Origin of the sequence: Streptomyces sp. M2CJ-2 (genome assembly GCF_016757295.1) — a bacterium.
In the GTDB taxonomy this organism is placed as follows: Bacteria; Actinomycetota; Actinomycetes; order Streptomycetales; family Streptomycetaceae; genus Streptomyces.
Genome location: NZ_JAESIF010000105.1, coordinates 1 through 15562 on the forward strand (window position 1 = coordinate 1; position 15562 = coordinate 15562).

The following is a 15562-nucleotide window of genomic DNA, read 5'->3' on the forward strand; positions in this document are numbered from 1 at the left end:
GGCGGGGCGTGCGTCCTGTGCTTGGCGGCTCCAGATCCATCCGGCACATCCGTCAGGGACTCGGCAGACTTCTCCAGCATGCAAGCTCCTTGAGCACTCGCAGAACCATCACGCTTCAGTCTCTGCCGTCCACCGGCGGGGTGCCACTCGAATCGGTTACGCAGCGTGACACGAGGAGTCGTCGATGCCGGGGGATTCGGTTGCAACGGCCTGGCGCCCGGTATGCGGAGCCGGTGCGTGTTACCGAGACGGAGCTCGCGACGCCGTGTCTTCGCTCGGCCCGGATCCACCGAACGGGTTCCCGAGGAACGTTCGTCGTGTTGTGGATCTCGGTGCGGTGGCTGGGCGGATCGCGGAATGCGGGAGCCGCTGCGGGGGCAGGTGCAGGACCGTGCGGTGAATGAACCGCGTGGACGTGGGCGGAGCACGTTGATCGGTTGAGCGCGGACCGTGGCGGAGCCGCTGTGGATTCCGTGGTGGACGCTGCGTCGGCAGTCGGTGACGGAGGCGGGTGCCAGTGCCTGGCCGACTTGCGGTGCTACTGCGGTTGTGCTCCGGGAAACGGCGGTGGAGGTCTGCGAGGCTGTGGCTGACGAGAGCGTAGAAGCGGTCGTGACGACGGGTGGACTCATACACCCCGATGGCCTCCGGCTCGGCCCTCTGTCGAGCACGTATCCATCACCGGCGGACCGGGGACGGCCCAGTCCGTCCGAGGCGCCGATGCCCGCATTTCCGCCCTCCTCCTGGCAAGCAGCCGCGTCAGGCGGGTATCGACGCCGCCCCGGACGCGGTGGCGAGATCGGCAGTTGCTGGCCGGTTGGGACGCTGTCGCTTTGTGTCTTCCGGAGCAGTGGTGCCTTCCGGCTGCCCTGGGTTGTAATGTCCCCGACCCGGCAACCGTTCAGCAGCCTGCCTCCGAGTCCCGGGCCACCGGCGGATGCCTCGAGGCCCCACTGCCGCCGGCAGCGTGCCCGGCGGTTCCTCCGGGCACGGCGCGTCGTCGCGGGGGCTCCTGCCTGCCACGATCCGGGCGGGAGCCGGAACCGACGAGCAGGAGACAAGGGGCGACGGCGTGCGAAGTGTGGGTGTGGAAGAGGAACTACTGCTGGTGGACCCGAACAGTGGTGTGCCGGTCGCCGTCTCCGGCGCGGCGCTCGCGGCTGCCGACCGCCGGGCCTGGCAGCACGGCAGGGCCGGCGCGAAGAGACACCGGTTCGAGAAGGAACTTCAACAGGAGCAGGTGGAGTTCGCGACTGAGCCGGTGACGGAAATGAGCCGGCTCCAGGAGGAGATCACCCGCTGCCGTAGGGAGGCGGCGCGGCACGCGGACACTGCCGGGGCGGTGGTGGTGGCTGTGGCGACCTCGCCGTTGGTTGTCGAGCCCTCGTTGAGTGCCGGTACCCGTTATCGGTGGCTGGGTGAACAGTTCGGGTTGACGGCTCAGGAGCAGTTGACCTGCGGCTGCCATGTCCACGTGTCGGTGGACTCCGACGAGGAGGGTGTGGCTGTTCTTGACCGTATACGCCCATGGCTGGCGGTTCTGATGGCGATGAGTGCGAACTCGCCTTTCTGGCAGGGGCGGGACACCGGCTACGGCAGCTATCGCAGCCGGGTGTGGAACCGCTGGCCGTCCGCCGGCCCGGTCGAGATCTTCGGGTCCGCCGACCGTTACCACGAACAGGTCACCGCCATGGTCGAGACGGGGGTTCTCCGTGACGAGGGCATGGTCTACTTCGATGCCCGGCTCTCCGCCTCGTATCCCACCGTGGAGATCCGTGTGGCGGACGTGTGCCTGGACGCGTCCGGGCCTGTGCTGATGGCCGCTCTCGCGCGGGCCCTGGTGGAGACGTCCGCCCGGGCTTGGCAGGACGGTGTACCGCCGGACAGGGTCGGGGCGGGCCTGCTGCGCCTCGCCTCGTGGCGAGCGGGGCGTTCGGGTCTCGACGGTCCCCTCCTGCACCCCGAGACCATGCGCGAGACCTCCGCTGCCGGCGCGGTGCAGGCGATGTACCGGTACGTTCGCGAGACGCTGGTGGACCACGGCGATGAGGATCTCGTTCGTGAGGGCATCGCCCGCCTCCTGGAACAGGGCAACGGGGCGCGTACGCAACGCCGACTGCTGGCTGAGGAGGGCAGCCTCGCCCATGTCGTGACCCGTTGCGCAGACTTGACCATGAGCAGCTGACATCCTTCCGCTGCGAGGGTTCGTCGTGACTGATCGTGGCTGAGAGGGCACGTGAGAGCTTGCGACCAGCCTCGCCGACGCGGCACCACCGTGCCAAGGTCAAGGATCACCGCCGGACTGAAGCGACCCTTCAGGTCCCGACACTTCCGCTTCATGCCGCGAAGCCCGGTCGCCGACGACAGCGGACCCGCGCCCCCGCCCCGGCTTTTCGAAGTGCCGTGCCGATCTCGGATTTCAGTACGGTGAAGAAGATCTCCGCCGCGGCACTGCCGAAACATGAACCGGGCCGTCCGGTGCGCTGCCGGACATTCGACCGCTCTACGCCGCTTCGGCGTTGTCCTGCTCCAGTGCCGCGCGCAGCCAGTCGTCCGCGGAGCCCGGGGTCGGCTCCGGCGGGCCGCCCGGCGGCGTGAGCACCACGGCCGTCAGCTCCCAGTACCGGTTCAGACGCGGCCCGGTCGCGAGCCGCGCGGCCAGCAGGCGGCGGAACTCCCGGGTGTCCCTGCTGCCGTAAGCGCTCGCGTACGCCGCCACGTAGGCGTCCAGTGCCTCACCCGGGTACGGATTCCGTGCCCGGCGCAGCTGCGGGCCAGCGATCTCGTACGCCTCGGCGAGGCCCGCGTACAACGCGGCCGCCCCGCGGGCCCCGGCCACCCGGTGCACCTCCGGCTGGGGCTGCCGGCCGTCCGGGCAGGGGGCGGTCGTCATCGCGTGCAGCCGGGCGAAGGCGAGCACCTGCGCCGGATCAGGCTCGTCGGGCGGCTGTGGAACGGCCACCTCCAAAAAAGCCGCCGTAGCCGGGGCCGGCATCCGCGGTGGCAGCCAGGCACGCCAGAACCGGGCCAGCGGTGCCGTGCTCGGCGGGGTGCTCAACGCGCCGATCAGCCGCAGCCGGTCGGCCCGCTCCGCGGGCGGGCACTCCCGCACCAGCCGCAGTGCCGCCTCCCGCCAGCGCAACGTCTTCAGCTCACTGCCCAGCTCCCGTAGGCGGCCCGCGACGGCGTCCTCCAGCGCATGGCCTGCCGCGTCCCCGTCCTCGAGGACGCGGCGCACCTCGGGCAGCGGCAGATCGAGAGCGCGCAGGGAGCGGATCAGCCGCAGCTGCTCCAGTGCCTCGGGGGCGTACCGGCGGTGTCCGCCGCCGCTGCGGGAAGCCTCAGGCAGCAGGCCCCGGTCGGAGTAGAAGCGGACGCTTTTCACGGTGACACCCGCGCGCTCGGCGAGCTCGCCGATGCTCCAGAAAACCTCGTGCGACGTGGACAGTTGAACCTCCCTCTGGGGGAGTTCCTACGGTATCGGCGCGCGGGCCGGGCGTACGCCCCGGTCCGCGGACCACGGCGTACGCGACCGGCGCAACGCCATGTGACGGACCCGAGGAGAGAGCCATGACCGTGTTCATCATGGTGGCGGGCGTGTTCACCGGCGCCCATGTGTGGCAGGAGACGGCCGCGCGGCTGGCCGCGGCGGGCAGCGAAGTGCATGCGGTCCCGCTCACCGGGGTCGACCCGGGCCGCCCCGCCGCGTCAGCCCGCGTCGATCTGGAGACGCACATCGCGGACGTGATCGCGGCGATCGACGCGGCGTCCGGTCGGGAGACCGTACTCGTCGGCCACGGGTACGGCATCCATCCGGTGCTCGGTGCCGCCGACCGGCGGCCACAGCGCGTTGCCCGCGTGGTGTATCTGGACTGCGGGATGCCGCAGAACGGCGTCCCGGCCCTGGCCACCGTACCGGACCAGGCTCTGCGCGCGCAGCTGGCTGAGCAGGCCCAACGCGGTGAGTGTGAGGGTGTTTTGGCGCCGCCGGCCCGTGACGAGTGGCAGCGCTGGGGTAGTACCGCCGGAGTCTCCGACGCGGCACTGGACCGGCTCACCGCCCTCGCCGCGCCGCAGCCGCTGGGCACCCTGCTCCAGCCGCTGCGGCTGACCGGGAGGGTGGTCGCGGTGCCCACCACCGGAGTGCTGTGCACCCGCAACGGCGTCAGCATCGACCTGGTGCAACGGCTCGTCGACTTCGGCGACCCCATGCTGACGGCCCTGGCCACCCCTCAGGACACCTTCTTCGAACTGTCCACAGGGCACTGGCCCATGCTGTCCTGCCCCGCCGGACTGGCGGACGTCCTGCTGCGGGCCGCGGCCGGCGAGGGGCGCCACCTGCGACCGGTCGGCGCCGGCGCCCCGCCCGCCCATCTGCGCCCGTTCCCGCTGGAGGTGCCCGAGCTGCCCCGGGACCGCAAGGGACATGTCGACCTGTACGTCCCCGATGCCGAGGGTCCGCGCCCGGCCGTGGTCCTCGTGCACGGCGGCCCGGTGCCCGCCGGGGCCCGGCCGACCCCGCGCGACTGGCCGACCCTGGTGGGGTACGCCCGCCTGGCGGCCGCCATGGGCATGGTCGGAGTGACCCTCGACCACCGGCTGCACGACGTCGCCGACTACGAGCGCGCCACCGCGGACGTCACCGCCGCGGTGGAACTGGTGCGGACCGATCCTCGAGTGGACGCCGACCGGGTCGCCCTGTGGTTCTTCTCCGGTGGCGGCCTGCTCACTGCGGACTGGCTGACAAAGCCCCCGGCCTGGCTGCGCTGTCTGGCCGCCTCCTACCCGATCCTGGCGCCGCTGCCCAACTGGGGGCTGACCGGCAGCCGGTTCCGCCCGGCCCGGGCGGTCGCGCACGCGGGCACCCTGCCCGTCGTTCTCCTCCGTGCGGGGCGAGAGACCCCCGAGATCGCCGCCACCGTGGAGGCGTTCGTGACCGCGGCCAAGGACTGCGGAGCGCACCTGGAACTGATCGACGTCCCCAACGGCCACCACGGCTTCGAGACCCTCGATGCGCCCGAGGAGACCCGACCGGCCCTGCGCCACGCGATGCGCTCGGTGGTGACCCACCTGACCAGCTGACGTCCGGGCCGCGCACCGTGCCCCGCCCGCCGGCGGAAGCCCCGAGGCCACCGGACACCCTGGTGACGGGCCTACGGATCCGGCCGGTTCATCGGCGTCGGCGACATCCGCCTGCGCAGACGCGTCCACACCACCGTCCCGGACCCGACGGCCTCACAGGTTCTTCCGGACCTGCTCCAGCGGGACTTCACCGCCACCGAGCCGGGGCGGAAATATGTGGGCGACATCACGTATCTCCCGTTCGCGGGCGGGAGTTCGCCTATCCGGCGACCGCGCTGGACTGCTTCAGCCGCAAGGCCGTCGGCTGGTCCATCGCCGATCACGGCGATGCCGACACCTGCGGAAGGGCGGTGGGGGCTTGGGCCCTCCTCCTCGGGACTGTGCCGGGAGCTACCCCATCTCCTCCAGCGCCTTGCCCTTCGTCTCCTTGACGAACTTCAGGACGAACGGGATGGAGAGCGCCGCGAAGAACGTGTAGATCAGGTAGGTGCCGGACAGGTTCCAGTCGGCCAGCGACGGGAAGCTCGCGGTGATCATCCAGTTGGCGATCCACTGGGCGGAGGCGGCCACGCCCAGGGCGGCGGCGCGGATCTTGTTCGGGAACATCTCGCCGAGCAGCACCCAGACGACCACACCCCAGGACAGGGCGAAGAAGAGGACGAAGAGGTGGGCGGCGACCAGGGCAACCAGGCCCTGAGTGGCCGGCAGCTTACCGTCGACCAACGGGTGCGAGAACGCCCAGGCCTCCAGGGCGAGGCCGACGACCATGCCGGAGGAGCCGATGATCGCGAGCGGCTTGCGGCCGATGCGGTCGACGAAGATCATCGCGATGACGGTGCCGATGATGTTGATGATCGATGTCGTGAACGAGTAGAGGAACGAGTCCGTCGGGTTGATGCCGACCGACTGCCACAGCGTCGCCGAGTAGTAGAACGCGACGTTGATGCCGACGAACTGCTGGAATGCGGACAGGCCGATGCCGATCCAGACGATTCGCTTGAAGAGGAAACTGCTGCCGAGCAGGTCCTTGAAGGTGGACTTGTGCTCGCGCTTCATGGCGTGCTCGATCTCGGCCACGCGGGCGTCGAGGTCGACGCCCTTGCCCTCGACCTCGGCGAGAATCTCGCGGGCGCGCTCGCGGCGGCCGACGGAGAGCAGGAAGCGCGGGGACTCGGGAATGACGAAGGAGAGCATCCCGTACAGCACGGCCGGGACGACCATCACGCCCAGCATGACCTGCCAGGTTTCCAGGCCGATCAGGTTGCCGCGCTGGTCGCCGCCGGCGGCGTGGAGCAGACCCCAGTTGACCAGCTGGGAGGTGGCGATGCCGACGACGATCGCGGCCTGCTGGAAGGAGCCGAGGCGGCCGCGGTAGGCGGGCGGGGCGACCTCGGCGATGTAGGCCGGGCCGATCACCGAGGCCATGCCGATGGCGAAGCCGCCGACGATGCGCCAGAAGGCGAGGTCCCACAGGGCGAAGGGCAGGGCCGAGCCGATGGCGCTGACGGCGAACAGGAACGCGGCGATCTGCATGCACCGGATGCGGCCGATGCGGTCGGCTATGCGGCCCGCGGTCGCGGCGCCGATGGCGCAGCCGATCAGGGCGATGGCGATGACCTGGGCCAGCTCCGCGGAGCCGATACCGTAGCGGCTCCGGATGGCCTCGACGGCGCCGTTGATCACGGAGCTGTCGTAACCGAAGAGGAAACCGCCCATGGCGGCCGATGCCGCAATGAAGATGACGTGCCCGAGATGTTCGGGACGAGCCGTACCGGCTCCTGGCCTGGGGGCCTGCTCTGTGCTGGTCACGTGTACTCCTCGGGCGCACCGGCAACGCTGCCGGGGTGGGGTCAGCCCTTCCAGGTGAAACCTGAAGACAAAAGCAACGCTGCAGAGACCATGTCTTCAAATATCGAAACCAATACCCCTGCTGCTGCGGGATTTCACCACCCGTCGAGCGGGCTTCCGTTCAAACGTTGCAGTCAAATATCGGACATGACCCGACTACCCCGAAGTCGCCGAGGCACGCGGGGTCCATGGCGCAGGAGTTCCCGGGCAGCGGGGCCTCGGCCCGGGCCCGTGCTTCGGCTGGACGAGTCTTTCCGTATGCCTACGGGCACGGAGCGAAGGTGCTCAAGATCCGTTTGTGACGACGAACTTGACCACCCTGGTGCCCGCACTGCACGTGAAGATCGACGATGACCGGGCCGGGATCGCCCGGCTTTCCCGGCGCGGCCCGCAGGCCGCGGCAGGCGCGCGCCCACCACCGCGGCATGTTCCCCCTCACCGCATAGGACACGGTCTGGACAGAACAATTTCTGCATTCGTTCTCTGCTTCGAAGGTGTGAGCAGTGAGGGCGGAGCCGATCTGTCGGAGGCAGTCCATGAGCTTCAACCTCATGCCACGCGCCGAGGCGCCCGCGCCTGCGCGGCCCCGCGTGAGCAGGAGACCCTGCGGCACATCGCTGCAGGGCGCACTTGCCTTCGAACGGCACACCACGGGGCAACGATGCCGAGCGTCTGGCAGCGCGGCGGTACCGGCTGCTGCGCAGCTTCACGGGGCCGCCGGCAGAAAGCGGTCGGACAGTCGTGGCTTGGCGGGAGCGCGTGAGTCGGACGGACCGCTGCGCGCGGCTGGCATGGTGGCCCGCCAGGAGGTGCAGGGGGACCAAGACGTCGGAATCCGCAGGCCGGGGACGACGGTCCCGCCGGTTCGGGTGTTCAACCCGCCCCAACGGGACACTTCTCGGGCTGCCGCCTCTACGAAGACCGCCATGAGCCTCAAACCGGAACGCGAAGAGCCTGATCCCCTGCACCATGTCGTGGGACACGACCGCCGGCCGTGCTCCGCTCGGCTGCGGAGGCGGGCGAAAGACGCTCCGGGCCCGCCCCGGGAGAGGGGGCGGGCCCGCAGCGCGGGTGCTGTGTGGGTCAGGCGCGGCTGTTGTAGTAGAGGACGTCCCAGTGGCTGCCCTCGCGGGCGTATACGTTGCCGGCCGGCGACTTGTACAGCTTCGTGCCGTCCTTGCGGGCGCCGGCCTTCTTGAAGTGGCTGGTGATGTACCGGTCCAGGCACCCGTCCCGCTTGGACATGTCCACCTTGTAGCCGTTGCGGTGGGAGTACGCGCCCGAGGCGTGACCGACCTCGGTGCCGGCGGTGATGATCACCCGGCACTTGCTGAGCTTCTTGAAGGCGATCGCGCCGGCGACGGTGGCCTTGTTGATGTTGGTGAAAGAGGTGCACCCCCGCGTGTTCCAGTTCGCACAGTTCTTGCTGGACGTCCAGGAGACGCCCGCCTTGCGGAACTGGGCCGCCGCGTCGTTGTGCCGGGCGTACTTCGCGGGTGCCGCCTCCGCCACGCCGGCGGACAGCAGAACCGAGCTCATCGCCGCGGCAGCAACGGCAGACCAGACCTTGTTCATCCAGGCTCCTTCACGGGTGCGCTGCGCGAGTGCGCAGACAAGATCCGTTGAATATGTCCTGGATTATGGCAATGCGGCCCAAAAGGGGGGAATCCCTCGGAGGGGTGACAGTTCTTCGAGTCCATGGTCGACCTCTCCGACCGATGAACGCTCACGGCGAAACGAACGCCGCACCCGCCGGACCCTCAACCAGCTTCCGTCCGGCGCCGACCAGCAGTCCAACGCCGTGCACGACCCCGAAGGCCGCCGACTCCTGCGTACCCGCGTCCTCGGCGGCGTCATCACCGAGTACCGATATGCGGTCTGACCTGCGGCGACGACTTTCCGATCCCCCACAGGACGCGGCGGGCCAGAACGAGTTCGTCGTAGCCCTCGCCGTTGGGAAGGTGGTCAGGTCGAAGGGGCGCGGGCTGAACAGCTCGGCGTACGCGCGAGCCATCCGGCCCGGCGTGCGGCGCAGGCTCTCCGAGGCGGTGGAGATGCCGAGGGCGGAGAGGAACTGTCCGGCCGCAGCTTCCGTTGCGGCCAGGTCGATCGCCTCGGGCTCGTGGACGACTCGCAGGGCGGGTCGTGCGGGCGTCTTCTCTTCTTCGCCGTGCGCCTCTGTTCGGGCGGTGGCGCGGTGGGTGCGCTCGGTCATGTCAGCTGCCCCCGACCCCCAGGGCAGTCAGCAGGACCAGGACCAGGGTGACCACCGCGAGCAGACCGTGTGCCACGACGACCGCCACCGGGAAATACCGTTCGGCAGGGACGGCGCCTTCGGCTCCCGGGCCCGCGGCGACCGCCCCAGCCGTACCGTGATCGCGGTGGACGGGGATCCAGCGGGCCGGCATCACGAAGCCCAGCAGGGCGACCGGCAGCAGCAGACCGAACGAGGTCCGGGCCAGGGCGCTCTTGTCAGCCACGACATAGATGATCCACACCACCAGTCCGATCGCGGCCAAGGCGAAGTGCCCGAAGACGACGGGCGCGGGCAGGCGGCCGGCGCCGGTCTGCCGCCGGCGGATGCCGCCGCGTTGGATCCAGGTGCCGAGCATGTAGAAACCGCCGAGCGGTGACCACCCAGGTGATCAGTGCGGCGATGTCCATGGGGAACTCCCGAGGGGGACGGTAGCGGGGCAGCCGCAGGACATCGGCTGCCGTGGTGGGCGCGGGCCGGGTTGCACGGCCGAGCGGGTGCCGCTCTGGCTGTGGCCGGGCGTGCATCCCTCGGCCTGGGTGTTCCCGTCGGCAACCCGTACGCCGTAGCGATAGGCGAGCTTGCCGCCCATGAACCCCGAGACCGCGAGGGCCGCGACGCTGAGTGCGGACAGGACGAGCCTGCCCAGTCCGACACTTCCACCGCCGGTGTAGTCGCCGTGCCGCCATAGGAAGTTGACGACGTAGGCGGCGGTCACCAGCAGGTTCAGCGTCATGTGGATCAGAGCGGTCCGGAAGGCCGGGGTGCCGGCCGGAATCGCGAACAGGTCGAGGAGTCCGACCGTGGCGGCCAGCAGCGCACCGATCCCCCCGACCGCGATCAGCCCCTGCGAGGACCGGGCCAGGAATCCCGGACGGCTGACGACGTGGGAAGCGATGTCGAACACCAGGCTGGTCACCCAGGCGCCGATCGGCACCGTGACCAGGATCGGGTGGAACGGGTGCCCGTACGGGCCGGCGAGCGAGGCGCTGACCGGACGCTTCGCCTGCAGCTGTGATTCACCGGCCATCGCAACCTCCCACTAATTCCACCAATAAGACCTGGTCTTATTGCGGGAAGGCGTCAAGAGGGGCAGCAAGAAGGAGCGAAAGAATACTTGTGCCCACAGGAATGGGAGTTACCGTGGTCTTGTGGCTTCTGATCCGACAGTGCAGGCCGACGCGGCTGACAGCGCCATCGACTCCGTCAGTGTCCTGAGCGAGGACTCACGGCGGCGCATGTTCACCTTCATCCGCCGCGCTGGTCGTGCCGTCACCCGGGACGAGGCCGCCGCCAGTGTCGGCATATCCCGCAAGCTCGCCGCCTTCCACCTCGACAAGCTCGTCGACGCCGGCCTGCTGCGCGCCCGGTACGAGACGCCCGGCGGGATCCGCAAGGTCGGCAGGCGGCCGAAGGTGTACGAGCCCACCGACGCGCAGATCACCGTGAGCATCCCCGAGCGGCGCCACGAACTTCTCGCGGACCTTCTCCTGGATGCCGTCCTGACCGAGGGCGCCGACGAAAGCGCCGCGCAGGCGGCGGTGCGGACCGCGGAACAGCGCGGCCGGCAATTGGGCGAAACCGCGCGGGAGGAGACCCGCCCGGGCCGCCTGGGCCCCGAGCGGGGGCTGACCGCCTGCGAGCGGCTGCTCGATGAATACGGCTACGAACCCGTGCGGGAAACCCCGACCCGGCTCCGGCTGCGCAACTGCCCCTTCCACCCGCTGGCCGCCAGGGCCCCGGAACTGGTGTGCGGGATGAACCAGGCCTTCCTCTCCGGCTACCTCGACGGCCTCAAGGTCAACGGAGTGAAGGCGGTCCTGGCTCCCGAGCCCGGGGAATGCTGCGTGCGGCTGGGCACGAGCGACACCGATCGTGATGACCAGACGGCCCAGGACCGCTGAGACGACGTCGGCCGCCTGCCCCCGCGGGCCACCGCCCAGCACGACGCTGCCCCGGCGGAGGGGACGCTCCGCGATGCTGTGCGGAGCCCACATCACCGGTCGCTCGGCCTCCGGCCGAGCTGGGGAAAACGCCCGTTCTGGCGTTCAACCGGAGCATTGCCATGTTGACCAAGCGCGTCCTGAACCGTCCTGCCCGTTCCACGGAACCGGTAGCGCCTTTCACCACCTCCCCTCCTGCCACCGTCCCTGCGGTGTCCGCCGCCGACGTGGGGCTGCTGCTCCTGAGGCTGACCTTCGGCCTGCTGATGGCCGCCCATGGTGCCCAGAAAGTCTTCGGGCTGTTCGGCGGTGGGGGTCTGACGGCGACCGGCAAGGGGTTCGCGGCCCTGGGCTATCACCCGGGAGAGCTGTTCGCCGTGATCGGGGGGCTGTCCGAGCTGCTCGGTGGCCTCGGTCTGGCCATCGGCCTGCTGACGCCGCTGGCGGCCGCCGCCCTGATCGGCGTCATGATCAACGCGATGGCCACCGTCACCGGCGCCCACGGTTTGTGGGAGACCGACGGCGGCGTGGAATACAGCGTGTGCATCGCTGTCGTCGCCCTGGCCGTCGCCGCCATCGGCCCGGGTCGGCTGGCTGCCGACCGCTTCTTCCGCTGGGGCACGGGCGGCTGGAAAGCCGCTGCCTTCGCTTTGGGCCTGGGCGGTGCCGCCGCCGCGATCACGCTCAGTATCTAGACCAAGAGCAGCCGGCCCACCAGGTGAGCCGACGCCTGCTGCACGGGGACCCCTTCTTCGGTACGGGGTCCCCTGGCCCTGGGGGCGTCGCGGATCACCGTGCAGGCCCGGTGGCCGCGAAGGGGAGTAACCCCGCAATAACGGTCGTCGGCCCCTGGCGTGCCCGTTCCAGAGGCAGACCAGGGAAAGCCACGGGGAACACCGGGCAGCGCACCGCGCGCCGTCAGGTCAGTGTTTCCCCACGTCAGACCGGATCCGGGTACACGATCTTCCAGACTGGTGCGGGGTCCCACCCCAGGCCGGGGACTCTGGGCATGAGCATCGCCGCGTCAGGCCGAGTTGCTCTTCACCAGGAGCTGCCTCGGACGCGGTCACAGTCCGGCGTGCCAGTCCCGTTCCAGATCGCCGGTGTCGGATACACTGCGCAGACGTCCAACCCGACGTCCTTGACAACGCGTGCGCACCAGGGAATGCCGCCCGGCGGCGGGTCTTCACGTCGGCTCGGACGGCGCGGCCGCCGGATGCGGGAAAGGGTGTGGCATGAGGCCCCCAGGCGTGCACCTACGGGAGATCACCGACGACAACCGGGATGCCGTTCGTGCCCTCCGCGTCCGACGTGACCAGAAGCAGTTCGTCGCCTCCGTGTCCACGTCGCTCAAGGAGGCGGCAAGGACGCCGGAGGCCAATCCCTGGTACCGCGCCGTGTACCGTGGCGACGAGCCGGTCGGCTTCGTGATGCTGTCGTGGAAACCGTCGGCTGGTCCTTTCACAGGGCGGCACTTCCTCTGGCGCCTCCTCGTCGACAAGCGGTACCAGAAGCGAGGGATCGGCCGAGAGGCGCTCACGCAGATCGTCGCCCTGGTTCGCGCGGACGGCGCCACCGAACTGCTGACCAGCTACGAGCCCGGCGACGGCGAACCGTGGCCCTTCTACCGGAAGTTCGGGTTCGAGCCCACCGGGGAGATCGACGACGGCGAGATCGTTCTGCGGCTGCCCTTCCCCGCTCGGTGAGCTCATACGGGAAGCCGCGGACGGTTTCGACCTCTGTCGGGGCTGGGCGCAGTTTGGGTATTGGCTCGGTCCTGCTGTCCATCCCCCGACCGGTGGGGTGCTGTCGTACGGGGCGCCGCTGGTTGGCAGCACGGAAGCCTGCCCGGCGGGTCAGCTGACCCAGATGCCCTCGGACGAGACCCGGCGTGCGAGGCGCCGGCCCGCGTCACTGATTGGGCTCGACCAGAACATCCCTGGCGAACGGGGAAAATTCCACGTCGCACTGCCCGGGTTGCTCGCCTGCCCAACCTGCGCAGTCAAGGACAGGACCTGCTCACCGGAACGGGAACGGACGGACAACGGGCACCTCAACTGCTGCGCCGGTCTTCGAAACACGGGGGAGGGCGATCCGGGCAGCGCGTGTGTCCTGCTACGTCAGTCGTTACAGGCCGTCGGGTACATGTCGAGCTGGGTAAGGCGGAATTCACCGCGCACTTCTTTTCCGGCCTGTCCAGGTCGGCCTACGAGGCGGGGCCTGTGCCGCAGCCGCCATGGGAGAGGATGAACATGAGCCGGAGCAGGGGTGCTGAGCAAGCCACCACGTGTTCCGGCCTCGGACCGGACAGGACGGGAGCTGCCCGTGAGCAGCCCGTGCCGTAGCTGCCGCCCTACGCTTTGGAGCGGGGCACTCCACGCTTGGGGGCACGGATGAGCCACTGTTCGTCGATGCGCACCCCCGTGTAGGCGGTCATGAGGGCGAGGGCCTGCTCCGCGAGAGCAACGGCGTCGAAGGTGAGCACGAAGCCGGGCTCGTCTGGTCCGCCGAGCGCATCGTCTCCGAGAACCGGACCCGTCGCGAGGACAGTGGGTTCGCGGCCCTCTCCATGCCGTTCGAGCCGCTGCTCTTCTTCGCGGACGCAGGCAACGGAGACCTGTTCGCGCTCCTTTCCGGGCTCCGGCGGCCCGATGTGTTCGTCTGGAACCACGAGGACGACAGCCGCACCTGGGTGGCACCGAGCCTGGCCAAGTACCTCGAGGGGTGGCTGACCGGGTGGATCACGGTGTAGCACCACGCCGCACGACCCGCCGGCCCCCGATGAGATGATCCTGGCGCGGCTGGTGTGATCACGTCGTCGGAACCGTCCTAGTCCTCCCGGGAGGGGAACATGTCACGCTCACAGTCTCGGCGAGGGGCCGGTGCCGCAGAGGGCACCGTGCCGCCGCAGCAGCCCGCGTCCCGGCGTGGTGGCGGGAGTGCCCGCAGGCGAGGGAAGGTGCGCGGCGCCGTTCTCGGGCTCGTGATTGCCCTGGCGGTACTGCCTACTTCCTCCTTCGTTTCCGTGCACTGGCCGGGAGGGTTGGAGAGGTCGGTGGGGGAGAGCGGTGCACCCGCAGGGGACGCCGAGGGCCCGGCTCCGGGCGAGGGAGCGGAGCCGAAGGACGACGTCCGGATCGAGGCTTGCGCAGTCGATGCAGCCACGGGCAAGCCCTCGATGGAGATCACCGTCACCAACTCCGCCGCGTGGCGCGTGGCCTACCAGCTCGACATCGCGTTTGTGACTCCTGTGCGCGTCAGCTTCGGCGACCACGGACTCGCCACCAGTCCCCTGGAACCGGGCCAGTCGATCACCACCACCGCCGACGGCATACTGCCCCTTGGAGGCCACGTGACCTGCAAGGTCACGCAAGTGACCCGCACTCCCCGCTGACAGCCTCGGGGGTGGGGAACTGCTGGAGTGTGGCTGAGCACGAGTGTGTTCCGGTGTGGGTGAGTGAGCACAGACGGTCCGGGCCACGGCCCACAGTGCAGGCGGCCGTGCGCCTGCCGAAAAATTGTCCGCGCTGGTGGGAGGCAGTGTGCCTCGGCCGCTGGGCGCCGACCGCGTCGCCCGAAGCGCCAAAGTCAGCACCCTGGCCGCCCTGTGGACCAAGGCGGCATGACGACCGACCGTGCTGCTGAAACTGGCCTACCTCGGCGTCATGAATGCCCCCGTCCTCCTGCGATTGCTCCCGATGAGCGACCGCGAGAAGGATGCCGAGATCCTTGCCTTGCGCCCCCAGACCACGGTGCTGGAACGCCAACTCGGCAGGAACAAAGTCCGGTTCACCCCCGGCTACCGGGTGTTTTTGGCAGTACTCCTCCATCAGCTGCCACTCGACGCTTTCCGCCGCATGCGGCTACTGGTGAGCCCCGAGACGATGCTGCGCCGGCACCGCGACCTGATCGCACGCCGTCACGCTGCGGCCTCCCATCCCAAGCGCCCGGACAGACCGAATACACAGACGCGACCGCCTCGGCGGCATCCTCCACGAGTACGAGCATGCAGCCTGACCTGCACGGATGACATTTTCGGCAAGAGCAGGATCTTGGTGGCTAATCCCAACTGTCATGCGGCGAGGCGGAGTTTGAGTCTGGCGAGGTGGCTGTGGTTGACGCGGTCGAGGGGGTGGCCGTTCCACCAGGCGTGGAGTCGGATGAGGTTCAGGGCGGCGGCGCTGGTGGTGTGGTCGAGGTGAGTCTTCGCGAGGCCGCGGTAGCGGGCTCGGCGCAGACCGGTGGTGTGGGTGGCCTGCCGGACGGTTCCCTCGACCCCGGCCCGCAGGGCGTAGTCGCGTTGCCAGGTGCCGTCCCGCTGCTGGGCGCGGGCGGCGTGGATGGCCTCGGTGAGCTCACAGGGGTAGAGGCTGAGCCGGCGGCCCTGTCGTGAGCTGGTGCACTGCTCCTTGACGGGGCAGGGGATGCAGTCCAG

General features: G+C 69.7%; 15 protein-coding genes and 1 pseudogene. 8 read left to right on the forward strand and 8 right to left on the reverse strand.

What is annotated here, in order from left to right; translation table 11 throughout:
- Positions 1 to 1072 precede the first annotated feature (1072 nt).
- Entirely contained in the window at positions 1073 to 2185 is a 1113-nt protein-coding gene (locus JL475_RS35760; protein ID WP_202282367.1) for a glutamate--cysteine ligase, read from the forward strand.
- Between the two features lie 318 nt (positions 2186 to 2503).
- Here JL475_RS35760 and JL475_RS35765 read toward each other — a convergent pair whose 3' ends face one another.
- Positions 2504 to 3448, reverse strand: a complete 945-nt coding sequence (locus tag JL475_RS35765; RefSeq protein ID WP_202282376.1) for a MerR family transcriptional regulator — start codon at positions 3446 to 3448, stop codon at positions 2504 to 2506.
- A 122-nt stretch (positions 3449 to 3570) separates the two neighbouring features.
- On the opposite strand from JL475_RS35765, the gene JL475_RS35770 reads away from it, so the two are divergent.
- Together JL475_RS35770 and JL475_RS40785 are read left to right on the forward strand one after the other, a co-directional pair.
- Positions 3571 to 5082: a S9 family peptidase gene (locus tag JL475_RS35770; protein WP_202282368.1), complete on the forward strand. Its 1512-nt coding sequence runs from the start codon at positions 3571 to 3573 to the stop codon at positions 5080 to 5082.
- 114 nt (positions 5083 to 5196) lie between these two features.
- Positions 5197 to 5405, forward strand: a pseudogene (locus tag JL475_RS40785) (DDE-type integrase/transposase/recombinase); the annotation flags it as partial.
- 67 nt (positions 5406 to 5472) lie between these two features.
- On the opposite strand, the gene JL475_RS35775 reads toward JL475_RS40785, so the two are convergent.
- The 5 genes from JL475_RS35775 to JL475_RS35795 all read right to left on the reverse strand — a co-directional run bounded on the left by JL475_RS35775 (position 5473) and on the right by JL475_RS35795 (position 10214).
- Positions 5473 to 6891 carry a sugar porter family MFS transporter gene (locus tag JL475_RS35775; protein ID WP_202282369.1) on the reverse strand — a complete coding sequence of 473 codons (1419 nt, stop codon included), beginning with the start codon at positions 6889 to 6891 and terminating at the stop codon, positions 5473 to 5475.
- Between the two features lie 1122 nt (positions 6892 to 8013).
- Complete coding sequence (locus JL475_RS35780) at positions 8014 to 8505, reverse strand: hypothetical protein (protein WP_202282370.1); 492 nt, start codon at positions 8503 to 8505, stop codon at positions 8014 to 8016.
- A gap of 151 nt (positions 8506 to 8656) precedes the next feature.
- Positions 8657 to 9145 (reverse strand): hypothetical protein, encoded by a 489-nt coding sequence (locus JL475_RS40790; protein ID WP_237409231.1) that lies wholly within the window; start codon positions 9143 to 9145, stop codon positions 8657 to 8659.
- Position 9146: 1 nt separating this feature from the next.
- The gene (locus tag JL475_RS35790; protein ID WP_237409232.1) at positions 9147 to 9542 is read right to left on the reverse strand and encodes a hypothetical protein; all 396 of its coding nucleotides are present in this window, start codon (positions 9540 to 9542) and stop codon (positions 9147 to 9149) included.
- 33 nt (positions 9543 to 9575) lie between these two features.
- Complete coding sequence (locus tag JL475_RS35795; RefSeq protein ID WP_202282371.1) at positions 9576 to 10214, reverse strand: DUF2231 domain-containing protein; 639 nt, start codon at positions 10212 to 10214, stop codon at positions 9576 to 9578.
- A 121-nt stretch (positions 10215 to 10335) separates the two neighbouring features.
- Between JL475_RS35795 and JL475_RS35800 the strand changes: the two genes are divergently transcribed.
- The 3 genes from JL475_RS35800 (at position 10336) to JL475_RS35810 (ending at position 12833) form a co-directional block, all read left to right on the forward strand.
- A complete protein-coding gene (locus tag JL475_RS35800; RefSeq protein WP_202282372.1) occupies positions 10336 to 11088 on the forward strand; it encodes a metalloregulator ArsR/SmtB family transcription factor in 753 nt (250 codons plus the stop codon).
- Between the two features lie 161 nt (positions 11089 to 11249).
- The gene (locus JL475_RS35805; RefSeq protein WP_202282373.1) at positions 11250 to 11822 is read left to right on the forward strand and encodes a DoxX family membrane protein; all 573 of its coding nucleotides are present in this window, start codon (positions 11250 to 11252) and stop codon (positions 11820 to 11822) included.
- Between the two features lie 540 nt (positions 11823 to 12362).
- Positions 12363 to 12833: a GNAT family N-acetyltransferase gene (locus JL475_RS35810; RefSeq protein WP_237409235.1), complete on the forward strand. Its 471-nt coding sequence runs from the start codon at positions 12363 to 12365 to the stop codon at positions 12831 to 12833.
- Between the two features lie 647 nt (positions 12834 to 13480).
- Here the strand turns inward: JL475_RS35810 and JL475_RS41360 are convergent.
- Positions 13481 to 13612 carry a hypothetical protein gene (locus JL475_RS41360; protein ID WP_272933019.1) on the reverse strand — a complete coding sequence of 44 codons (132 nt, stop codon included), beginning with the start codon at positions 13610 to 13612 and terminating at the stop codon, positions 13481 to 13483.
- On the opposite strand from JL475_RS41360, the gene JL475_RS35815 reads away from it, so the two are divergent.
- Together JL475_RS35815 and JL475_RS35820 are read left to right on the forward strand one after the other, a co-directional pair.
- Positions 13577 to 13879: an SMI1/KNR4 family protein gene (locus JL475_RS35815; protein ID WP_237409242.1), complete on the forward strand. Its 303-nt coding sequence runs from the start codon at positions 13577 to 13579 to the stop codon at positions 13877 to 13879. The two genes, JL475_RS41360 and JL475_RS35815, sit on opposite strands and share 36 nt — an antisense overlap.
- 303 nt (positions 13880 to 14182) lie before the next feature.
- Positions 14183 to 14521 (forward strand): hypothetical protein, encoded by a 339-nt coding sequence (locus JL475_RS35820; protein WP_202282374.1) that lies wholly within the window; start codon positions 14183 to 14185, stop codon positions 14519 to 14521.
- 678 nt (positions 14522 to 15199) lie between these two features.
- Here JL475_RS35820 and JL475_RS35825 read toward each other — a convergent pair.
- Positions 15200 to 15562: transposase (locus JL475_RS35825; protein ID WP_202282375.1), on the reverse strand; the 363-nt coding region annotated here is incomplete at its 5' end.

Bases quoted from the DNA above. Each gene is read 5' to 3' on its own strand.
- JL475_RS35805 (WP_202282373.1), top strand. From the start codon at position 11,250: ATGTTGACCAAGCGCGTCCTGAACCGTCCTGCCCGTTCCACGGAACCG.
- JL475_RS35790 (WP_237409232.1), bottom strand. From the start codon at position 9,542: ATGCTCGGCACCTGGATCCAACGCGGCGGCATCCGCCGGCGGCAGACC.
- JL475_RS35770 (WP_202282368.1), top strand. From the start codon at position 3,571: ATGACCGTGTTCATCATGGTGGCGGGCGTGTTCACCGGCGCCCATGTG.
- JL475_RS40790 (WP_237409231.1), bottom strand. From the start codon at position 9,145: ATGACCGAGCGCACCCACCGCGCCACCGCCCGAACAGAGGCGCACGGC.
- JL475_RS35810 (WP_237409235.1), top strand. From the start codon at position 12,363: ATGAGGCCCCCAGGCGTGCACCTACGGGAGATCACCGACGACAACCGG.
- JL475_RS35780 (WP_202282370.1), bottom strand. From the start codon at position 8,505: ATGAACAAGGTCTGGTCTGCCGTTGCTGCCGCGGCGATGAGCTCGGTT.
- JL475_RS35795 (WP_202282371.1), bottom strand. From the start codon at position 10,214: ATGGCCGGTGAATCACAGCTGCAGGCGAAGCGTCCGGTCAGCGCCTCG.